This is a genomic window from Streptomyces sp. NPDC001668, from assembly GCF_042893155.1.
In the GTDB taxonomy this organism is placed as follows: Bacteria; Actinomycetota; Actinomycetes; order Streptomycetales; family Streptomycetaceae; genus Streptomyces.
The window spans coordinates 608441-627355 of the sequence record NZ_JBIAUQ010000005.1 but is presented as its reverse complement, the minus strand read 5'-3'; the positions used below and the strand labels follow the sequence as shown (position 1 = coordinate 627355).

Here is an 18915-nt window from a genome sequence, read left to right as displayed (position 1 = left end):
GGTCGAAGTGAGGCGGTCCGTGCGGAATCTCCGCGCGGGCCGCTTCGTAATGTTCGCTGGTCGTGCCGAATGTTTCGCCAGCCCAGAGGGGCCGGGGGCGTGGCGGTTCCGTGACCCGGCCGTCGGAGGTTACCCCGGCGTCGTGTGCTGCCGCCTGCTCCGGCCCGATCAACTGCCCGGCGCGCGACCGTCACGCGTCCCGCAGGACTCGATGCCCTGTCGCCGGGGAGAACCGAGTGGGACGCTGGGCACTTCCGGGGAGTCGGCGACGGAATCCGTGAACATTCCCCGTGCACAGGGGGTTGCCACCGTTTAGTAGCTGTCTCTAGGGTGCGGCAGCAGCGAAGCTTTCTGGATCTCTTCCGAAACTTTCGAACCGCAGGACGGAACAAGGACGGCTCCGTCCCGTACCCAAGGAGCGCATCATGGGCGACCCGGCACTGTCCCGCCGTGGTTTTCTGGCGGCGTCCGCCGCGGCCGGTCTGGGCATCACGTCACTGACCGGTTGTGGCGGCGACTCGGACGGAGGCTCGTCCGACGGGACGACCACGGTGGAGTGGTGGAACATCTCCACCACCGAGCCGGCGAAGAGTGTCTGGGCGAGCCTCGCCAAGAAGTTCGAGGCACAGAACCCCAAGGTGAAGATAAAGATCGTCCAGCTGGAGAACGACGCCTACAAGTCGAAGATGACGGCGCTGACCGCCTCCGGGAAGCTCCCCGACATCTTCCACACCTGGGGCGGCGGCGTTCTCAAGCAACAGGTCGACGCGGGGCTCGTCGAGGACCTGACCGACCGGACCAAGCCGTGGGCCGACGGGTTGCTGAAGGTCACCAAGGAGCCGTACATCCTCGACGACAAGCTCTACGGCATTCCGTTCGACATGGGCATGATCGGCTTCTGGTACAACAAGAAGCTCTTCAAGCAGGCCGGTGTCACTGAACCCCCCACCACCTGGGGCGGCTTCCTGGAGGCCGTGAGCAAGCTGAAGTCGAAGAACATCACGCCGATCGCCCTCGCCGGCAAGGAGAAGTGGCCCGGCATGTACTACTGGGCCTACCTCGCGATGCGCACCGCCGGCATCGACGCGCTCCAAAAGGCCAGCGAGGACAAGGACTTCACCGGCGCCGGGTTCGTCGAGGCGGGCCGGCACCTCAAGGAACTCGTGGACCTCCAGCCCTTCCAGAAGGGCTTCCTCAACGCCGCCTACTCCACCCCGACCGGCCAGGCGGCCGCCGTCGGCAACGGCAAGGCGGCCATGGAACTCATGGGCCAGTGGGCCCCGTCGGTGGAGGCCGACTCCGGCAAGGGACTCGGCAACGACCTCGGCTTCTTCCCGTTCCCCGCCGTCGAGGGCGGCAAGGGCGCCATCACCGAGGTGTTCGGCGGCGGCGGCGGTCACGCCCTGCGCCGGGGTGCCCCGCAGGCCGCCGTCGACTTCCTGAAGTTCTTCGCCTCCGAGGCCACCGAACTCGAACTGGTCAAGAAGACCAGCGTCCTTCCCGTGCTCCCGAACGCGGAGAAGGCCATGACCGACCCCAACCTCAAGCTCGTACAGGCCCAGTTGAAGGCCGCCACCGGCTTCCAGCTCTACCTCGACCAGGCGTACGCCCCCGCCGTCGGCCAGGAGGTCAACGACAGCGTGGCCGCGCTGATCGCCGGCTCCAAGTCCCCCGAACAGGTCGCCCAGTCGATCACGCAGACGGCGAAGGAAGAGCAGTAGCCCGAGATGACCTCCACGTTCCTCGCAGACAAGCGGAGCGGTCCGGGCACCGAACTCCCGCCCCCGGAATCAGTCAGGGCCCGGGGGCGGGGCCGCCGGCGCGTGACGCACTGGCTCACCGCGGTCGGCTTCCAGCTGCCCGCCCTGGTGCTGTTCATCGGCATGGTCCTGCTGCCGATGCTGTTCGCGCTGTACGCCGCCTTCTTCCGCTGGGGCGGCTTCGGCATGCCCTCGGACTACGTCGGCGTCGACAACTTCACGGACCTCTTCGACAACCCGGTCTTCCTCGGCGACCTGTGGCGCTGCCTGGTCCTGGTCGTGCTGTCCCTCGCGCTCCAACTGCCGTTCGCGCTCGCCATGGCGGTACTGCTCAACCAGAAGCTGCGCGGCCGGGCCGTCTACCGGATGCTGTTCTTCGCCCCCTACGTCCTGTCCGAGGCGATCACCGGTGTGCTGTTCAGCATGGTCTTCGCCCCGGACTCCGGACTGGCCGACCATGTCCTGGGCGCGGTCGGTCTCGACGGCGTCGGCGGGCTGTGGTTCGCCGACCCCTCCTACGTCATGGCGACGCTCTTCCTGGTCATGATGTGGAAGTACTTCGGCTTCCACATGATGCTCTACCTGGCCGGACTCCAGTCCATCCCGAGGGAGTTGACCGAGGCGGCGCTCATCGACGGCGCCGGCGCCTGGCAGCGGTTCCGCAACGTCACCCTGCCGCTGCTCGCGCCCACCCTGCGGATCAGCGTCTTCCTGTCCGTCATCGGCTCGATCCAGCTCTTCGACCTGGTGTGGGTGGTCACCCAGGGCGGCCCCGACCACCACTCCGAGACCATGGCCGTGACCATGTTCCAGTACGGCTTCAAGCGCTACCAGGTCGGCTACGCCAGCGCGATCAGCGTGGTCATGTTCGGCATCTGTCTCGTCTTCGCCCTCGCCTACCAGCGGTTCGTGCTCCGCCGCGACCTCGAAGGGGCCACCACGACGATGAGGGGGAACGCCAAGTGACCCGCCGTACAGAGGGTGTGCGCACCCTGCCGCTGCACGTGATCCTCGTCGCCGTCGGCGCCGTGATGGTCGTACCCCTGGTCTACGCCGTCCTGTCCGGGTTCAAGTCCACCGACGAACTCTCCAGCAACCCCTTCGGACTGCCCAGACACTGGCTCACCAGCAACTACACCGACATCCTGGCCGGGAGCGACTTCTGGCGGCTGGTCGGCAGCAGCACGCTGATCGCGGTCGGTACGACCGTGCTGGTGGTCGCCGCGTCGGCGCTGGCCGCGTTCTCCTTCGCGCGGTTCGCCTTCCGTGGCCGGGAGGCGCTGTTCACGCTCTTCACCATGGGGCTGATGTTCCCCTTCGCGGTGGCGGTGCTCCCGCTGTTCCTGCTGCTGCGCTCGCTCGGTCTGCTGGACAACCCGCTGGGCGTGATCCTCCCGCAGGCCGCCTTCGGACTGCCGATGACGATCATCATCCTGCGGGCCTTCTTCCGGGAGATCCCCGGTGAGCTGGAGGAGGCGGCCACCCTCGACGGGTGCAGCTCCTTCGGCTTCTTCTGGCGGGTGCTGCTGCCGATGGCTCGGCCCGCGCTCGGCACGGTCTCGGTGCTCGCCGTCGTCACCAGCTGGAACAACTTCATGCTGCCGCTGCTGGTGTTCACCGACAACACGTGGTGGACGCTTCCCGTCGGGGTGCAGCAGTTCCAGGGGCAGTACTCCGCGGAGTACGCCCGTGTCTTCGCCTATCTCGTCCTGGCGATGGTTCCCGCCCTCGCCTTCTACTCGGTCGCCGAGCGCCAGCTCGTCGGCGGACTCACCGCCGGTGCCACGAAGGGCTGACGGCGGCGCCTTCAAGAAAAGTACGGCTCACCCACCCCCCGCACGTGAGGAGTCGCCCCATGCGCAAGAACCGTCTCAGACTCGTCGGAGTCCTGGCCGCCGCCCTGGTGGTCACCGGGCTCGGCGCACCCGCCCAGGCCCACGGCAAGACGCCCACCCTCGCCGACCTCGCCCAGCGCCACGGCCGCTACTTCGGCAGCGCCACCGACAATCCCGAGCTGGTCGACGAGCCGTACAAGAAGGTCCTCGGCAGCGAGTTCGACCAGATCACGCCGGGCAACGGCATGAAGTGGTACGCCACCGAGCCCGAGCCGGGTGTCTTCGACTTCTCTGCGGGCGACGAGATCGTGAACCTGGCCCGCTCGCACCACCAGAAGGTGCGCGGGCACACCCTCGTCTGGCACAGCCAGTTGCCCGGCTGGGTCACCTCGCGCGAGTGGACGGCGGCCGAGCTCCGGGCCGTACTGAAGAACCACATCCAGACCGAGGTACGGCACTACCGGGGCAAGGTGTTCGCCTGGGACGTCGTCAACGAGGCGTTCAACGAGGACGGTACGTACCGGGAGAGCGTCTTCTACAAGACCCTCGGCCCCGGTTACATCGCGGACGCGCTGCGCTGGGCCCGGCAGGCCGACCCCAAGGTCAAGTTGTACCTCAACGACTACAACATCGAGGGGATCGGGGCGAAGAGCGACGCCTACTACAACCTCGCCAAGCAGCTGAAGGCGCAGGGCGTCCCGCTCGACGGCATCGGTCTCCAGACGCACCTGGCGCTCCAGTACGGCTATCCGACCACCCTGGAGGACAACCTCCGCCGCTTCGCCGAGCTGGGCCTCGACACCGCGCTCACCGAGGTCGACATCCGGATGATCCTGCCCGCGACGGAGGAGAAGCTGGCCCAACAGGCGCAGTGGTACGCGGACTTGACGGACGCCTGCCTCGCGGTGCGGCGGTGCGTCGGGATCACCATCTGGGACTACACGGACAAGTACAGCTGGATTCCCGCCTTCTTCGAGGGCCAGGGAGCGGCGCTGCCGTGGGACGAGCAGCTCCAGCCGAAGCCGGCGTACTACGCGATTCGGGCGGCGTTGAAGTAGCCCTGGGGCGGCCAGGATCTGCAAGAGGCCGGGGCTCCGAGAAGCAGTTTCCGTCGCGGGGGACGGTGATGTCGTCCTCCGCGGCCTCGGTGCCGGGTCCGTTCGTCGAGTCCGTCTCGACCTGGGGCGCTTGGCGGGTTGGTCGGCCCCCGCTTCGGCCCGCTCGGTGGGGGACGTTTTTTCGCTCACGGGACCGCTTCGCGCGGGTGCGACGATGCCGGGGGCTTGGATGGCGTCCCGCTGGGTGGAGCAGCCGGTCAACCTGCCGGAGTCCGCCGCTCGGGACGGCGGCTCCGGCAGGCCGGGTGTTCAATCGGCCGCCGCTGGGCGAGGGGCGTGCCTCCGCGTCGTCCGGGATGGCGTCTCATGGACCGGTTGTGCGGGCAGGTGGGCAGGCGGGTGGCGGCCTCGACCCGGGGCCCGTGTGCGGGGCGGTGATGCCGGTCGACCCGCCAGGCCACCCCACCGCGAGGCAAACACGCTCCGCCGGACTGGTCAGGGTCTTCGCTCGCGGGCCGCTCCCGCAGGTGCGGCGAACCAGGGCGCAGCTGTCGTGCGCCGTCGGCGGTGCGGTGCCCACCGAGCGGCGGGCTCGGTCGGCGGGTGGTCTGCGTCGGCGTGGTCGCTGCCCGGGACGCCGTGCTCGCGGCTTCAGGCGGTGGGCGGTGGCGCGGTGCTCGCGCGGATGACCAGTTCTGTGCCGAGTTCCACGCGCGGGGTGTCCGGGCGTTCGGCGCGGGTCAGTTGGAGGACCGTGCGGACGGCGAGTTTGCCCATGTCGGCGAGGGGCTGGCGGATGGTCGTCAGTGGGGGTGCCGACCAGCGGACTTCCGGGAGGTCGTCGAAGCCCACCAGGCTCATGTCCTCCGGGACCCTGAGGCCGCGTCGCCTCAGCGCCTCGATCGCGCCCAGGGCCATCTGGTCGCTGGCCGCGAAGACGGCGGTCGGCGGTTCGGGCAGGTCGAGGAGCTTCTCGCAGCCCGCGAAGCCGGACTCGGGGTGGAAGTCGCCGGGTACGACCAGTGACTCGTCGAGCGTGAGACCGGCACCCTCCAGAGCGGCCCGGTAGCCGTCGAAGCGGGCCCGCGAGCACAGCAGCCGGGGCGGCCCCGCGATCAGGCCGATCCTGCGGTGGCCCAGCGACAGCAGGTGCTCGGTGGCCGCGAGCCCTCCCGACCAGTTGGCGGCGCCGATGGTGGGCGCGTCCAGCGCGGGGGAGCCGGCCGGGTCGACGACCACCAGGGGCACGCCCAGCATGCGCAGTTCGTCGTGCAGGACCGTGTCCAGCGCCGAGGTGACCAGGATGACCCCGTCGGAGGCACGGGCCCGCAGGTTGCGCATCCACTCGCGGGCGGCACCCGAGCGGCCGTGGATCGCGGAGACGACGGTGCCGACGCCCTCGGCGTGGGCGGCCTCCTCGACACCGCGGATGATCTCCACGGCCCAGGGGCTGTCGAGGTCGTTGAAGACCAGGTCGAGCAGGGCGGCCCGGGCGCCGGGGGCCGCGGGGCGCTTGCGGTAGCCGTACTGCTGGAGCAGTTCCTCGACCCGGGCGCGGGTGTGCGGAGACACGTCCGAGCGGCCGTTGACCACCCGGGACACCGTCGGCACGGAGACTCCGGCCTGCCGGGCGATCTCCGTGATGGTGACTCTGCCCCCGGGGGCGGCGCCGGCCCCGCCTGCTCTCACTTGCCCACCTCCGCGTCGGAGCCTCGAAACTTCCAGGAGTCTTCCGGAAAAGTGGGCCCATACACAAGGCGTCACAGGGAGTGATCGCCGTCGGACATGCGTCGGGGCCGGTGCGCAGACGGTCGCTGCGAGCCGGCCCCTCAAGGTCTCCGGGCTCCGGGCGGTGCGGCGGCGGCCGCCCGGGTCGTACTCAGGCCACGGGCCGTACTCAGGCCGCCGTCGCCCCCGCGAGCGGGCGGTGCGGGGCGATGACCCGCCCGTCGGGCAGGAGCTCACCGGTGTCCTCGAAGAGCAGAACGCCGTTGCACAGCAGGCTCCAGCCCTGTTCCGGGTGGTGCGCCACGAGGCGGGCGGATTCCCGGTCGGCGGAGTCGGCGGTGGGACACGGTGGCTGGTGCTGGCACATTGGTGGGATCTTTCGCTGTGTTGTGGTCATGACGTCCCCCGTTGCGATAACTCAGTCCGAACCAGTGTTGCCCTACGGGCGTCAATCCGCAGGGATTTCGCATCACCACTTCTTCACAGATTGGAGACGCATCACCCGGCCGGACGGTTCATCCCAACTGCACTGTCCCTTCGGGTGGTTCGAGGGGGCCGGAAAGGACTAGTCCACCTGGGGTGAGGGCTGACTTCGGCTCGTCCGAGCAATTGTGTGCTCGTGTGAGCAAATAATTCTCTGTGTGTCCCTGAGGATTTCGTACGACCCTAATGGCGCCCCAAACGCAGTCGTACCCCGCTACCCGGAATTCGGGGCGGGGTACGACGGGCGTGAAGGGTGCGAAGAGGCCGCTGACGTCTCAGGCGGGCGAGCCGAGCAGGGGCGCCGGGGGAGTCACCCGATGGGTCAGCACCGGGAGGAGTTCGGCCGCCCGGTGCGGACGGTGGGCGGCGATGCCGGGCGGCGCCGGCGCCAGGGGGACGAGCAGATCGGTGGCGGCGAGACGGTCGGCGCCGGCGTCCGCCGCGCAGTCGCCGTGCAGCCACAGCGCGAGCATGTACAGGCCCGGGATCGACAGCAGGCGCGGTTGGTAGGGCTGCTGCATCACCTCCGCCTGACGCAGCGCGCGCTCGGTGGACGCGATGTAGGGGCCCTCGAAGAAGTGCGAGAACGCCCAGCCGTCCGGGGTCAGCATGGTCTCGGCCGCGGCCACCGACCGCTCGCCGCAGCGGATCAGGAAACGCCACCCGGTCAGCCTGGTGGCGGTGCCGTCCAGGACGTGCACGGGCAGCGGGAGCTCGGGTGTGACGGGTCCCTGGGCGCGGAGCAGGGAAGGCGTCCGGGCCTCCCGGACCGCGGTGGGCGAACCGAGTGCGGTGAGGACGGAACGGAGTGCGGGGGCGGGAGCCGGGGGGACATGCAGCGGCATGGTGGGTCGCCTCTCATTCGACAGGCACGGTGGCGCGAGGGCGGGGGCGGACGGCGCTGTCAGCTCACGGGGTCAGAGAGGCGGGGGCCGGGGTCCGGTGACGCAGGTGCGGGTGAGGACTGCCGTACGTCACCTGACGGCAGGATCCAGGACCGCGGGTGCCAACCCTCTGCCTTGTTCGCGGAGTTTATACGACATATGTTCACACGGTGTTTCGTCTAGCCGTTTCCGCCGCGCGGAGCAAGGAGCCATTCGGTCGGCGATACGCGGGAATCATCCCGATCCCATGACTGCCTCACGGCGGTGACCTCGGGAAATCCGCCGGAAGCGGTCGGCCAATTCTCGTCGGCGTTTTTCACGAGTTCTTCGGGGCACTCGAAACTGCTGACAGCCGCATGCCGAGTGAATGTGCCACCGGTCACATCCAACAGGGTAGCGGGCCCGGGGCCGTGGCGGGACGTTATCGATCGTTCCGGCTGGGCATCATCCCACCTGACGCATGACGCAACGAGGAGGGACCCTTCGATGGGGGAGAAGGTCGTGGCAGGCCAGTTCGACCTGTCCGATCGCCAGCGCTACCGCGACAAGCTCCGGGAATGCCTGACGGGGCTGGAGCGGCTCCTGGCGGAGCAGCGGTTCGATCGCCCCAAGAACCTGATGGGGCTGGAGATCGAATTGAATCTGATCGGCAGCGACGGTATGCCGAAAATGCTGAACGGAGAGGTCCTCGAACGTATCGCAAGCCGAGATTTCCAAACAGAACTCGCCATGTTCAACCTGGAAGTCAACATAGCTCCACACCGGCTGGGCGGGCGGGTATTCGACCGGCTCTCGGAGGAACTCCGTACCTCGCTGGCATATGCCGACCGTAAAGCGGGCGAGCTCGACGCGGGAATCGTGATGATCGGCATTCTGCCGACCCTGGACCGGGACGACCTCGTCTCCTCCAACCTTTCCGACGTCGACCGCTACACCCTGCTCAACGACCAGATCGTGGCCGCGCGCGGTGAGGACTTCGTCCTCGACATCGACGGGGTGGAACGCCTCACCTGCACCTCGAAGTCCATCGCCCCGGAGGCCGCCTGTACCTCCGTGCAGCTGCACCTCCAGGTCACCCCGGGCCGCTTCGCCGACGTGTGGAACGCGGCGCAGGCGGTGGCCGGCGTACAGATAGCCGTCGGTGCCAACTCGCCCTTCCTCTTCGGCCGCGAACTGTGGTGCGAGTCCCGGCCGCCGCTCTTCCAGCAGTCCACGGACACCCGCCCGCCGGAGCTCCAGGCCCAGGGCGTGCGGCCGCGCACCTGGTTCGGGGAGCGGTGGATCTCCTCGGCGTACGACCTCTTCGAGGAGAACCTGCGCTACTACCCGGCCCTGCTGCCGATCTGCGACGACGAGGACCCGCTGAAGGTCCTCGACGAGGGCGGGATCCCCTCGCTCGCCGAGCTCGTCCTGCACAACGGCACGGTCTACCGCTGGAACCGGCCCGTCTACGACGTCGCCGACGGCGTCCCGCACCTGCGGGTCGAGAACCGCGTGCTGCCCGCCGGCCCCACCATCACGGACGTCATCGCCAACGCCGCCTTCTACTACGGCCTCGTGCGCGCCCTCGCCGAGGAGCCGCGGCCGGTGTGGACCCGGCTGCCCTTCGAGGCGGCCGCGGCCAACTTCGACGCGGCCTGCCGGTACGGCATCGACGCGCGCATGACCTGGCCCCGGCGCGGCCGGTACGGCGGCACGGTCGAGGTCGACGCGGTGAGCCTCGTACGCGACGAACTGCTGCCGCTGGCCGAGGCGGGGCTCGCGGCCTGGGGCGTCGAGTCCGCCGACCGGGACCTGTACCTCGGGGTGATCGAGGAGCGGTGCCGGCGACGGACCAACGGGGCCTCCTGGCAGGCGGCGACCTTCCACCGGGCACTGGAGGCCGGGCTGTCGCGGGACGCGGCGCTGGCGGCCACCACACGCCGGTACAGCGAGCTGATGCACGGGGGAGAGCCGGTGCACACCTGGCCGGTGGGGCTGCCGGAGCCGGTGCCGCTGGGATGAGCCCCGTGGCGCGGCGCGGGGTCAGCCGCCGCCCTGCGCGCCGGCGGCCACGATCGCCTTGAGGATCACCGTGTGGATCTGGGCGGGGTCGTTGACCTGCTGGCCGGAGCCACCGGTGGCCTCGGCGAGCTGCTGGGCCTCCGCGCGGTCGGCGTCGGGGCCCACCGCGATCACGATCAGGGGGACCGGGCGCGTGGGGCTCGAGAGCTTCTCCAGTTCCGAGATCAGCGCCCCGCGCGAGATGCTGCCGGGGTCCTGGTTGACGCCGTCGGTCAGCACCACCAGCGCGTTGAACTTGCCCTCGGCGTACGAGGAGGTCGCCGCCCGGTACGCGGCGAGCGTGGTGTCGTACAACCCCGTCGCACCACCCGGCACCGGTTCCAGGCCGCCGAACGCCGCCGACAGGCGCTCCCGTTGGGTGCCGCCCGCATCCGTACTGTCGCCCAGCCGGTCCGTCGGCACGAGGATCTTGTAGTCCTTGTCGCCGTCGAGCTTGGTGGAGAACTCCCACAGGCCGATCTCGTCCTCCTGGGTGAAGGTGGCGAGGGCCTGGAGAAGGGACGCCTTGGTGACGTCCATCCGGGAGCGGCCGGTGCCCGGCACGGCCTCCGACATGGAGGAGGACGCGTCCACGACCGTGGTGATCCGGGCGCTCTGCACGGTGATCGTCCAGGTGCCGAGGGCCTCCTGGAGCGCTGTCGCGGAGGCGGGCTCACCGGCCGCCGCCGCGTACGGCTGCGGCACCCTGCCCCCGGCCTTCGCGACCAGCGAGGCCGACACCTGGTCGTCGGAGGTCCTGAACCCCTGGTCGGTCAGCAGCTGTTCCTGCTCGGGCTTGCGCAGATACGTCATGAAGCGGATCGCCGCGCGGCTCTCGTCCGTGCTCAGCCGTGTCTCGTCGACGAGCGCGAACGGGTAGTCCAGCCGCGGTGAACCGTCCTCGGGATAGAAGAAGTCCAGCCCGTCCCCGGACTCCGCCGAGGAGTTGTACGCGAAGGCGGCCTGCTCCGACAGGACCAGCGCGTGGTTGCGCTTCGGATTGCCCTGCTCGGTGCCCGAGGAGTCCCGCGGCAGCGTCTCCACCAGCTGGCCGTCGCTGTCGGAGATGCGCTGCGAGAGCGCCTTCATCATCGCCGCGGCCTGCGTCGCCCCGCCCTTGACCTGCCCCGCCGCACTGCTGAGCCGGGTCAGGGCGAGCAGCCCGGACGCGCTGCGCGCGGGGTCGGCGGCGCCCAGCTTGAGGGAGTCGTCCCGCAGCGTGGCGCCCGCCAGCTCCAGCCAGCCGTACGTCTTCTTCGGCCAGCCCAGCGACTTCGCGGCGGCCGGCACCATGGCCATCCCGACCGGGCTGGAGGCCACGTTGCCCACACGGGCCACCTTCGTCGCGCCGCCGTCCGCGGAGATCTGCTCCACCCACACGTCCGAGTCCGGCACCCACACCTGCACGCCCGGGTTCTTGCCGGCCGCGAGCGTGTCCCTGACCTTGTACGACTCGCGCGCGGTCACCGTGATGTCGAGGCAGCGGCCGTCGGAGGTGAGGTTCTCCTCGCGGGCCCGCTCGGCCGCGCTGCGCAGGGCGGGGGCCACGTCCGGGGAGGCGGCGACCTCGAGCCGTACCGCCTCGTCCCGGCAGGAGGAGCCGAAGGAGAGCAGACCGCCCCGCACGGCGGCCGCCGTACCGCCGGCGACGGTCAGGACGAGCGCCGTCGCGATGGCCACGGTGCGGCGGCGTGCACGTGGGCGGGGGTCGCTGCCGCCCGCCCCATACTGATCGGGCAAGCTGTGACGTCCCATGACGGTGGTGCCCCTCCCTGTCGACTCCCGTGCCCGGACAGCCGTATCTGGCAGGAAAAGGTGGGAGGTACGCCCCGTACGGCGTCCGTCCCCCCGACGGCCTGTCGCGCACGAACTTCGTCAGTACTCACGATCTTCGTAAGTCCTTTCGAAGGACCCTAGCGGGGCGGCGTGGGGCATGAGGCTGGATTAGTCAACTGGAGGCAGGTGTGCAGGCGGAGGAAGGGGCAGTGGCCGATTCTTTTCCGCAGAGGGCGCTCTCACGGAGATTCTTCCGTGACGAGACGCTGCTCGTTCTGGGGCTTTCGCTCGGTGCGAGCGGTGTGTCCGCGCTGATCAGTTTTGTCGGATCGGTCACCAAACCAGGGGGTCTCAAGGATCAGGCGGCGACCCTCAACGCCTCGGCCGCGCCCGGCCGTCCCTGGCTGGATCTCGCCTGGCAGCTCTTCGGGATCGCGTCGGCCCTGGTGCCCGTCGCCCTGGTCGCGCACTTCCTGCTGCGCGAGGGGGAGGGCCTGCGGACCCTCGGCTTCGACCGCACCCGGCCCGGTCCCGACCTCGCCCGCGGGGCCGGGATCGCGGCTGTGATCGGCAGCACCGGGATCGCCTTCTACCTGGCCGCGCGGGGCCTGGGCTTCAACCTCACCGTGGTGCCCGAGGCGCTGCCCGACGTGTGGTGGAAGTACCCCGTGCTGATCCTCTCGGCGATGCAGAACGCGATCCTCGAAGAGGTGATCGTCGTCGGCTATCTGCTGCGCCGGCTGAACCAGTTGGGCTGGACCCCGGGCACCGCCCTGGTGGCCAGTTCCGTACTGCGCGGCAGCTACCACCTCTACCAGGGCGTCGGCGGCTTCATCGGCAACATGGTCATGGGCGTGGTGTTCGTCTGCCTGTACCGGAGGTGGGGCCGGGTGGGTCCCCTGGTGGTGGCGCATTCCCTGCTCGACATCGGGGCGTTCGTGGGTTACGCGCTGCTCGCCGGGAAGGTGGGCTGGCTGCCGACCGCGTGATCAGGCCAGCAGCTCGCCCTCGATGACCGTGACCGCGCGGCCCGTCAGCAGCGTCCGCTCACCGCGCAGCGCGGTGCGGACGCGGCCGGAGCGCGGCGAGGCCTGCAGTCCGGTGAGGTCCGTACGGCCGAGCCGCTCCGACCAGTAGGGCGCCAGGGCGGTGTGGGCGCTGCCGGTGACCGGGTCCTCGTCGATGCCGACGTTCGGGAAGAAGCAGCGGGAGACGAAGTCGTAGCCCAGGTCCGGGTTCTCGGCGCGGGCGGTGGCGATGATCCCGCGCTCGGAGAAGGCGGCCAGAGCCTTGAGGTCGGGGCGCAGGGCGTGGACGGTCTTCTCGTCGGCCAGTTCGAGCAGCAGGTCGCCGATGTGGGGGCCGGTGTCGAAGGCGGTGAGCGGTTCGGCGCCCAGCGCCTCGGCGACTCCCTCCGGCAGTTCGACGGGGGTCAGCGGAGCCGTCGGGAAGTCCAGCGTGATCGCGCCGTCCTCGCCGGGTGTCGCGATGAGGACGCCGCTGCGGGTGGCGAACCGTACCGGGCCCTCGTGAGCGCCGGTGGCGTACAGGACGTGGGCCGTGGCGAGCGTGGCGTGGCCGCACATGTTCACCTCGGTGGCGGGCGTGAACCACCGCAGCGCCCAGTCGGCCTCACCGCCCCCGGGGAGCCGGTGCGCGAAGGCGGTCTCCGCGTGGTTCACCTCCAGGGCGATGTTCTGGAGCCGGTCGCCGTCCGGGAAGGCGTCGTCCAGGAGCAAGACCCCGGCCGGGTTGCCGGCGAAGGGACGGTCGGTGAAGGCGTCGACGATTCGGATACGCATGGGGTGACGGTACGGGGGGAGCTTGTGCGCGGGACAAGGCCAATCCGGGGTCGCTGGACCGATTTTCCCGGCGGGTTTCCCGGGGGCTGGTTGTCGACACGACGCTGATCGGGGTCGCATGCCTGAGCAGGAGCGTACGAGAGATCGCCGTGCGCCCGAGTGCGGGAGGGACGGCCGTATGCGGCACGTACTCCGTTCGCACCCCTGAGAAGCTGAACCCGCCTCGCGTCCGACGAGTCACAACTCGCCCATTGCGCTCTCGCCGACAAGCATCCATTATCAGGAATCCTGTTACTTTAACCTTGTAGCGATAGGTGCCAGTCATGCCGCTCAGCCCCGGAATCAAGGCCAGGGGGATCCAGCTCCTGCTCGGCCGCGTGATGTCCCGTGTGCACAAAGACCTGCGCTTCGCCGACATCCCCGCGCACACCGAGACCCTCCGGGTGGAGACCGGTGCCGGGCCGGTGACGTGCACCGTCTACCGTCCGTCGGCCACCACTGACGCGCCCGCCCCGGTGTACGTCAACTTCCACGGCGGCGGGTTCGTGGTCGCCCGCCCCGAGCAGGACGACCACATCTGCCGCTACATCGCCGCCACGGCGGGCTGCGTCGTGATCAACGTCGACTACGCGGTCTCGCCGCAGCACCCCTACCCCGCACCCGTCACCCAGGCCTACGACGTCACCGCCTGGGTCGCCGCGAACGGCGCCGCCAACGGCTGGGACGGATCTCGGCTCGCCGTGGGCGGACACAGCGCGGGGGCCAACCTGACCGCCGCGGTGTGCCGCCTGGCCAGGGAGCGCGGCACCTTCACCCCCCGGCTCCAGATCATCGACTCGGCACCGCTGGACCAGGTCGCCGACCCGGCCACCAAGCGGTCCCTGATCGCCAAGCCGCTGCTCACCCCGCAGATCATGCGGATCTTCACCGCCGCGTACGTCCCCGACCCCGCCGACCTCGCCCACCCCCTCGTCTCGCCCGGACTCGCCGACGACCTCGCGGGCCTTCCGCCCGCCCTGGTCGTCACCGCGGAGAACGACCGTCTGCGCGACGAGGGGGACGCCTACGCCAAGGCCCTGGAGGCCGCGGGCGTCCCGGTCACTCACCGCGTCTTCGAGGGCGTCGACCACTACTTCACCCACACGGGGCCGGTACCGGCCGGCAAGGAGGCGATCGACCTGATGGCCACCGCCCTGCGCGACGCTTTGAGCTGACTCTCCTGGGGGCCGGGCCGCCGACGATCAGTTCGACGGCTTCCGGCTTCCTCCTGTCGGCTGAGTCCTGTCCGGGCTCAGCTCGGGCTGCCGCTGTACTGGTAGGACCGTCAGGCCCTGGCGTCGGCGACTCCTGAACTGTCCATGTGGTCGCGGACTCGCGTGATCAGTCCGTCGTGCACGTGGAGCACCAGGAGGCCGGGGACGGTGAACGTGGTGGCCTTGGTCGGCGGCGCCATCGGCCACCAGTTCCTCGGCCTGGCCCCGCTTCGTGAGGCCCCTGCGGATCACATGGCCGTGTTGCTCCGCCCGGCCATCAAGGCCCTGGCAGGACCGCCGGGACAGAGGGATCGGCTGCACGCATTGCCACCTCGCGGTGTAGCCGGTCTCAACGACCGTCTGCTCGGTCGGCGGCTTGTCAGCCCAGCCCGTCCAGGCGTGTGCGGGTGGTCGAAGGATGCCGGGATCGCGCGGTGTCTCGCCTCGCGGTCACCTGGTCTTTTCTTGGGGCCTTGTCATGCGATCGGTTCCGATATATCGTTGAAGCATCGCGACAGATCAACGATGGATGGAGTGATTGCGATGCGTTCCCACGGATTCGAGCGTGGACATGGTGGAGCCGGCCGTCGGGGCCGTGGTGGCCCCGAGGGCCTGCGCGGTGCCTTCGGGCCCTTCGGGCCGGGCGGACCCGGTGGCCCCGGCTTCGGCTTCGGAGGGCCGGGCTTCGGCCCTGGACCCTGGGGGCCCAGGGGGAGGGGCGGACCCAGGGGAAGGGCGCGGCGCGGTGACGTGCGCGCCTCGATCCTGGCCCTGCTCAAGGACCGGCCCATGCACGGTTACGAGATGATCCAGGAGATCGCCGAGCGCAGCGGCGGGGCGTGGAAGCCCAGCCCCGGCTCGGTGTACCCCACCCTCCAGCTGCTGGAGGACGAGGGGCTGATCGCCAGCGAGAGCGAGGGCGGCAAGAAGCTGTTCTCGCTCACCGAGGCCGGTCGTACCGCGGCCGACGAGGGTCCCGACGCGCCCTGGGAGGAAGCCTCCCGCGGCATCGACTTCGAGGCGCTCGGTGAGATCCGGCAGGCCGGCTTCGGCCTGATGGAGGCCTTCGGTCAGGTCTGGAAGACCGGCAGCAAGGAACAGCGCGAGAAGGCGCTGGCCGTCATCAACGAGGCCCGCAAGAAGCTGTACCTCATCCTCGCCGACGAGGACTGAGGCGAGGGCTGAGGCGAGGGCTGAGGCGAGGACTGAAGGCGCCCCGTGGAGCGATCCGCGGGGCGCCTTCTCGTCTCCGCCCCCTCGCGTCAGGCCACCAGTGCCGCCAGCTTCCGCAGCGACTCGTTCAGCGCGGCGGTCCCCGAGTCCTTCAGCTTGCCCGCCATCAGGGAGACGGCCGCGCCCGTGAACTCGCCGTCGATGCGGACCGTGGTGGCGTCGCCGTCAGGGGTCAGGGTGTAACGCGTGGCCACGCTCACCGCCATCGGACCCTTGCCCCGGATGGCGAACAGCCGGGCCGGCTCCACCTGGTCGATGGTCCACTCGACCTCGGCGGGGAACCCCATCAGCTTCATGTTCTCCTGGAAGGTCCCGCCCGGTTCGAGTGCCGTGGGGCCGCCCTTGGGGAAGCTGGTGTGGGTGGCGTTCCACTCCCCGTACGCGGACCAGTCGGTGAGCTTCGCCCAGACCTTCTCCGCGGGTGCCGGGATGCGTGCCTCCGCGCTGATTTCCGCCATGCGGCCACCTCTTCGTGTCGGGCTGTGGTGCCGCGGAAAGTAGCCGCAGGCGGCGCAACATTCAATACTGATGAACCGTCAGAAACCCTGTGGGCGGGCGTCTTCAGCCCACCCGCTGTATCACCGCCGCGTCGAACAGGTCCCACGCGCGCGGGAACGCGCTCTCGTCGTGGCAGTGCCACGCCTCCCAGAACAGGTCGGCGAGCAGTGCGTCCTCCGGGGCGTAGACCCGGTACACGTACTGCTTGCCGTCCACGGCCGGCAGCGCCACCAGCCAGCTCCTGCTCTCCACGCCTGTGTGGGACGAACGGCGTCGCACGGCGGTTGCGTGAGGGGCGCACGGCAAGACCACGCGCCCCCGTTGGGCCCGAAGGCCTGATCTCATCCGTAAGGAGGAGATCCGGGCCCCGGGATCCGCTCTCCGTGGGACGCGAAGATGCTTCCCCTCGCGGATGTCCGGATGGCGTGGGACTGATGGGGTGGGGGATGTGCACCCCCGTATCCCACGGCAGTCGGCCCGCGACCACAGCGGCCCGCCGCCGGTCGGTCACGACGGCGATGTCAGACTCAGCGCGGAACTGGCAGCGGTGGTCTCCGGCGCCCGCAGGCGCGCGCTGCGGGACGGGGACCGGCAGATCGACACCGCCCATCTGCTGCACTCCCTGCTCGACGCCGACGCCGAGGCGTACTCCGTCCTCGACGCGGAACCCCAGCTGCCGCGGCTCCTCGGCTATCTCGTGCAGCGCAGCATCGGCTACGGACTGCGCTGGCAGGGCACCGTCGAGGACTCCGGTGCCGTACCCGTGGTGACGACCGAGGGCTTCTCGCCGCTCGCCGCGGGCGCGATGGAGTACGCCTGCGCCCGGGCCGAGCGGCGCGCCGACGGACCCGCCCGCGGGATCGACCTGCTCGCGGCCATCCTGGTGGACCCCGGGTCCCGGGCCGTCGAGGTGCTGACCCGTGCCGGAATCGACGCCCGGGCCGTGTTCGCGCGGATCGGTGAGAGCCTGCCCGGCGGCCTGCCTGGCGGCCTGCCCGGCGGCCTGTGGGGCGGCCCCCCGCGGTCCAGCCGCTGAGACAGGAGTCAACGGGGGTGACGCTCATGTCGTCCCCTGTCATCATGGGCCGGTGCATACGTCTGAGAGCAGCAGGGCGGCCGGTGACGGCAAGGGAGTCGGCCTCGGTGACGGCAGGGGTGTCGGCCTCGGCCTCGCGCTGGTGTCCGCGCTCGCCTTCGGCGGATCCGGGGTCGCGGCCAAGCCGTTGATCGAGGCAGGCCTCGATCCGCTGCACGTGGTGTGGCTGCGGGTGGCGGGCGCCGCCCTGGTGATGCTGCCGCTCGCCGTCCGCCACCGCGCGCTGCTGCGCCGCCGTCCCGTCCTGCTCGCCGGTTTCGGGCTGCTCGGCGTGGCGGGCGTCCAGGCCTTCTACTTCGCGTCGATCTCCCGCATCCCCGTCGGCGTCGCGCTGCTCGTCGAGTACCTCGCCCCGGCCCTGGTGCTCGGCTGGGTACGGTTCGTGCAGCGCCGGCCGGTCACCCGCGCCGCCGCGCTCGGCGTGGTCCTCGCGGTCGGCGGGCTCGCCTGTGTCGTCGAGGTCTGGTCGGGGCTGAGCTTCGACGCCCTCGGACTGCTGCTCGCGCTCGGCGCCGCCTGCTGCCAGGTCGGCTACTTCGTCCTGTCCGACCAGGGCAGCGACTCCGGCGAGGCCCCCGACCCGCTCGGTGTGATCGCGTACGGCCTCCTCGTCGGCACCGTCGTCCTGACGGCCGTGGCCCGCCCCTGGACCATGGACTTCTCCGTCCTCACGCAGCGCGCCGACATGAACGGCACCCCGGTCGCGGCCGGACTGCTGCTCGGCTGGATCGTCCTGGTCGCCACCGTCGTCGCCTATGTCACCGGTGTGGTCTCCGTGCGTCGGCTCTCTCCCGCGATAGCCGGGGTGGTGGCCTGTCTCGAAGCGGTCGTCGCCACCGTCCTCGCCTGGGTGCTGCTGGGCGAGCACCTCTCGGCACCGCAGATCGTGGGCGGCGCGGTGGTCCTGCTGGGCGCCTTCATCGCGCAGTCCTCCACCCCGGCCAAGGGCTCCGTGGAGCCGGTCGCGGCCGGGGGCGCCGAAAGCAGGTTGTCCGCCCGGGAGAACGCCGCCTAGGTTCCCGCATCATGGCCTACCGGACCAGTGACCTGGGCCCGGTGTCCCCGCTGTCCTTCTGGCGCCGCGCGGCCGGACTGGCGGTGCCGCTCGCCGTCCGTCCCTTCCGGCCACGCGCGCGTACGGCCGTCTCGGGACCGCTCGGCGGCAGGGCCCTGCGGGTCGTCGCGTCGGGCGTCGCGCCGACGGTGTCCCAGACCGCCCGCTTCGCCGCCGTACGGTCCACCGGGCTCGCCGTGGCCACCGTCGTCACCCTCGGCGCGGGCCCCGTCGCCGTCGCCGGAGCGCTCGCCGGGCTCGGTGTGCTGATGCTGAGCGCGGTGGCGCGGTGGCGCGGGTCGCGGTGACGGAGGCGCGCTTGCCCGTCTGACGGCGACGGAGGCGCGCGTGCCCGTCTGACGGCGGCGGACGGAGGGCCCCGTCTCCGGGGAGCGCCCCTCCGTCAGTTGCC

18 protein-coding genes and 1 pseudogene are annotated in these 18915 nt (G+C 70.4%); 11 read left to right on the top strand and 8 right to left on the bottom strand.

The genetic code is table 11. The annotated features are described in order from the left end of the window. Window positions 1–425 precede the first annotated feature (425 nt). Genes ACFYZ8_RS19470 through ACFYZ8_RS19455 form a run of 4 tightly spaced genes read left to right on the top strand, consistent with a single transcriptional unit; the run spans window position 426 to window position 4653 of the window. The gene (locus tag ACFYZ8_RS19470; protein ID WP_388529623.1) at window positions 426–1721 is read left to right on the top strand and encodes an extracellular solute-binding protein; all 1296 of its coding nucleotides are present in this window, start codon (window positions 426–428) and stop codon (window positions 1719–1721) included. A 6-nt stretch (window positions 1722–1727) separates the two neighbouring features. Next, window positions 1728–2726 carry a sugar ABC transporter permease gene (locus ACFYZ8_RS19465; RefSeq protein WP_359032209.1) on the top strand — a complete coding sequence of 333 codons (999 nt, stop codon included), beginning with the start codon at window positions 1728–1730 and terminating at the stop codon, window positions 2724–2726. Continuing rightward, window positions 2723–3556, top strand: coding sequence for a carbohydrate ABC transporter permease (locus ACFYZ8_RS19460; protein ID WP_356597503.1), 834 nt, complete (start codon window positions 2723–2725; stop codon window positions 3554–3556). Before ACFYZ8_RS19465 ends, ACFYZ8_RS19460 begins: the two co-directional genes overlap by 4 nt. 59 nt (window positions 3557–3615) lie before the next feature. Continuing rightward, entirely contained in the window at window positions 3616–4653 is a 1038-nt protein-coding gene (locus tag ACFYZ8_RS19455; protein ID WP_359032208.1) for an endo-1,4-beta-xylanase, read from the top strand. Window positions 4654–5304: 651 nt separating this feature from the next. On the opposite strand, the gene ACFYZ8_RS19450 is transcribed toward ACFYZ8_RS19455, so the two are convergent. From ACFYZ8_RS19450 to ACFYZ8_RS19440, 3 genes are all read right to left on the bottom strand, one after another. Then, window positions 5305–6342 carry a LacI family DNA-binding transcriptional regulator gene (locus tag ACFYZ8_RS19450; RefSeq protein ID WP_359032207.1) on the bottom strand — a complete coding sequence of 346 codons (1038 nt, stop codon included), beginning with the start codon at window positions 6340–6342 and terminating at the stop codon, window positions 5305–5307. Between the two features lie 208 nt (window positions 6343–6550). Beyond that, on the bottom strand, window positions 6551–6748 hold the full coding sequence (locus ACFYZ8_RS19445; protein WP_020140274.1) for a DUF5999 family protein: 198 nt from the start codon (window positions 6746–6748) through the stop codon (window positions 6551–6553). 391 nt (window positions 6749–7139) lie between these two features. Then, window positions 7140–7709: a hypothetical protein gene (locus ACFYZ8_RS19440; protein WP_359032206.1), complete on the bottom strand. Its 570-nt coding sequence runs from the start codon at window positions 7707–7709 to the stop codon at window positions 7140–7142. A gap of 525 nt (window positions 7710–8234) precedes the next feature. Here ACFYZ8_RS19440 and ACFYZ8_RS19435 point away from each other — a divergent pair. After that, window positions 8235–9752: a glutamate--cysteine ligase gene (locus tag ACFYZ8_RS19435; RefSeq protein WP_359032205.1), complete on the top strand. Its 1518-nt coding sequence runs from the start codon at window positions 8235–8237 to the stop codon at window positions 9750–9752. A gap of 21 nt (window positions 9753–9773) precedes the next feature. On the opposite strand, the gene ACFYZ8_RS19430 is transcribed toward ACFYZ8_RS19435, so the two are convergent. Beyond that, complete coding sequence (locus ACFYZ8_RS19430; protein ID WP_359032204.1) at window positions 9774–11546, bottom strand: substrate-binding and VWA domain-containing protein; 1773 nt, start codon at window positions 11544–11546, stop codon at window positions 9774–9776. A gap of 209 nt (window positions 11547–11755) precedes the next feature. Between ACFYZ8_RS19430 and ACFYZ8_RS19425 the strand changes: the two genes are divergently transcribed. After that, window positions 11756–12556 (top strand): type II CAAX endopeptidase family protein, encoded by an 801-nt coding sequence (locus ACFYZ8_RS19425; RefSeq protein ID WP_359032203.1) that lies wholly within the window; start codon window positions 11756–11758, stop codon window positions 12554–12556. Here the strand turns inward: ACFYZ8_RS19425 and ACFYZ8_RS19420 are convergent, their stop codons facing one another. Further along, window positions 12557–13369 carry a PhzF family phenazine biosynthesis protein gene (locus ACFYZ8_RS19420; RefSeq protein WP_359032202.1) on the bottom strand — a complete coding sequence of 271 codons (813 nt, stop codon included), beginning with the start codon at window positions 13367–13369 and terminating at the stop codon, window positions 12557–12559. It lies immediately after the preceding gene. Window positions 13370–13692: 323 nt separating this feature from the next. On the opposite strand from ACFYZ8_RS19420, the gene ACFYZ8_RS19415 reads away from it, so the two are divergent. Then, entirely contained in the window at window positions 13693–14583 is an 891-nt protein-coding gene (locus ACFYZ8_RS19415) for an alpha/beta hydrolase (protein ID WP_388529632.1), read from the top strand. Window positions 14584–14693: 110 nt separating this feature from the next. On the opposite strand, the gene ACFYZ8_RS19410 is transcribed toward ACFYZ8_RS19415, so the two are convergent. Further along, window positions 14694–14822: a hypothetical protein gene (locus tag ACFYZ8_RS19410; protein ID WP_388529635.1), complete on the bottom strand. Its 129-nt coding sequence runs from the start codon at window positions 14820–14822 to the stop codon at window positions 14694–14696. Window positions 14823–15165: 343 nt separating this feature from the next. Between ACFYZ8_RS19410 and ACFYZ8_RS19405 the strand changes: the two genes are divergently transcribed. Next, window positions 15166–15795: a PadR family transcriptional regulator gene (locus ACFYZ8_RS19405; protein WP_388529638.1), complete on the top strand. Its 630-nt coding sequence runs from the start codon at window positions 15166–15168 to the stop codon at window positions 15793–15795. Between the two features lie 89 nt (window positions 15796–15884). Here ACFYZ8_RS19405 and ACFYZ8_RS19400 read toward each other — a convergent pair whose 3' ends face one another. After that, on the bottom strand, window positions 15885–16313 hold the full coding sequence (locus tag ACFYZ8_RS19400; RefSeq protein ID WP_388529641.1) for an SRPBCC family protein: 429 nt from the start codon (window positions 16311–16313) through the stop codon (window positions 15885–15887). Window positions 16314–16416: 103 nt separating this feature from the next. Next, entirely contained in the window at window positions 16417–16605 is a 189-nt protein-coding gene (locus ACFYZ8_RS19395; RefSeq protein ID WP_388532142.1) for a hypothetical protein, read from the bottom strand. A 196-nt stretch (window positions 16606–16801) separates the two neighbouring features. On the opposite strand from ACFYZ8_RS19395, the gene ACFYZ8_RS19390 reads away from it, so the two are divergent. The 3 genes and pseudogenes from ACFYZ8_RS19390 to ACFYZ8_RS19380 all read left to right on the top strand — a co-directional run. After that, entirely contained in the window at window positions 16802–17389 is a 588-nt protein-coding gene (locus tag ACFYZ8_RS19390) for a Clp protease N-terminal domain-containing protein (protein ID WP_359032197.1), read from the top strand. Window positions 17390–17441: 52 nt separating this feature from the next. Then, the gene (locus ACFYZ8_RS19385) at window positions 17442–18464 is read left to right on the top strand and encodes a DMT family transporter (protein ID WP_359032196.1); all 1023 of its coding nucleotides are present in this window, start codon (window positions 17442–17444) and stop codon (window positions 18462–18464) included. Between the two features lie 11 nt (window positions 18465–18475). After that, window positions 18476–18778 (top strand): annotated as a pseudogene (locus tag ACFYZ8_RS19380) (EamA family transporter); the annotation flags it as partial. Window positions 18779–18915 lie beyond the last annotated feature (137 nt).

Bases quoted from the DNA above. Each gene is read 5' to 3' on its own strand.
- ACFYZ8_RS19470 (WP_388529623.1), top strand. From the start codon at position 426: ATGGGCGACCCGGCACTGTCCCGCCGTGGTTTTCTGGCGGCGTCCGCC.
- ACFYZ8_RS19465 (WP_359032209.1), top strand. From the start codon at position 1,728: ATGACCTCCACGTTCCTCGCAGACAAGCGGAGCGGTCCGGGCACCGAA.
- ACFYZ8_RS19455 (WP_359032208.1), top strand. From the start codon at position 3,616: ATGCGCAAGAACCGTCTCAGACTCGTCGGAGTCCTGGCCGCCGCCCTG.
- ACFYZ8_RS19445 (WP_020140274.1), bottom strand. From the start codon at position 6,748: ATGTGCCAGCACCAGCCACCGTGTCCCACCGCCGACTCCGCCGACCGG.
- ACFYZ8_RS19440 (WP_359032206.1), bottom strand. From the start codon at position 7,709: ATGCCGCTGCATGTCCCCCCGGCTCCCGCCCCCGCACTCCGTTCCGTC.
- ACFYZ8_RS19435 (WP_359032205.1), top strand. From the start codon at position 8,235: ATGGGGGAGAAGGTCGTGGCAGGCCAGTTCGACCTGTCCGATCGCCAG.
- ACFYZ8_RS19430 (WP_359032204.1), bottom strand. From the start codon at position 11,546: ATGGGACGTCACAGCTTGCCCGATCAGTATGGGGCGGGCGGCAGCGAC.
- ACFYZ8_RS19420 (WP_359032202.1), bottom strand. From the start codon at position 13,369: ATGCGTATCCGAATCGTCGACGCCTTCACCGACCGTCCCTTCGCCGGC.
- ACFYZ8_RS19415 (WP_388529632.1), top strand. From the start codon at position 13,693: ATGCCGCTCAGCCCCGGAATCAAGGCCAGGGGGATCCAGCTCCTGCTC.
- ACFYZ8_RS19410 (WP_388529635.1), bottom strand. From the start codon at position 14,822: ATGGCGCCGCCGACCAAGGCCACCACGTTCACCGTCCCCGGCCTCCTG.
- ACFYZ8_RS19405 (WP_388529638.1), top strand. From the start codon at position 15,166: ATGCGTTCCCACGGATTCGAGCGTGGACATGGTGGAGCCGGCCGTCGG.
- ACFYZ8_RS19400 (WP_388529641.1), bottom strand. From the start codon at position 16,313: ATGGCGGAAATCAGCGCGGAGGCACGCATCCCGGCACCCGCGGAGAAG.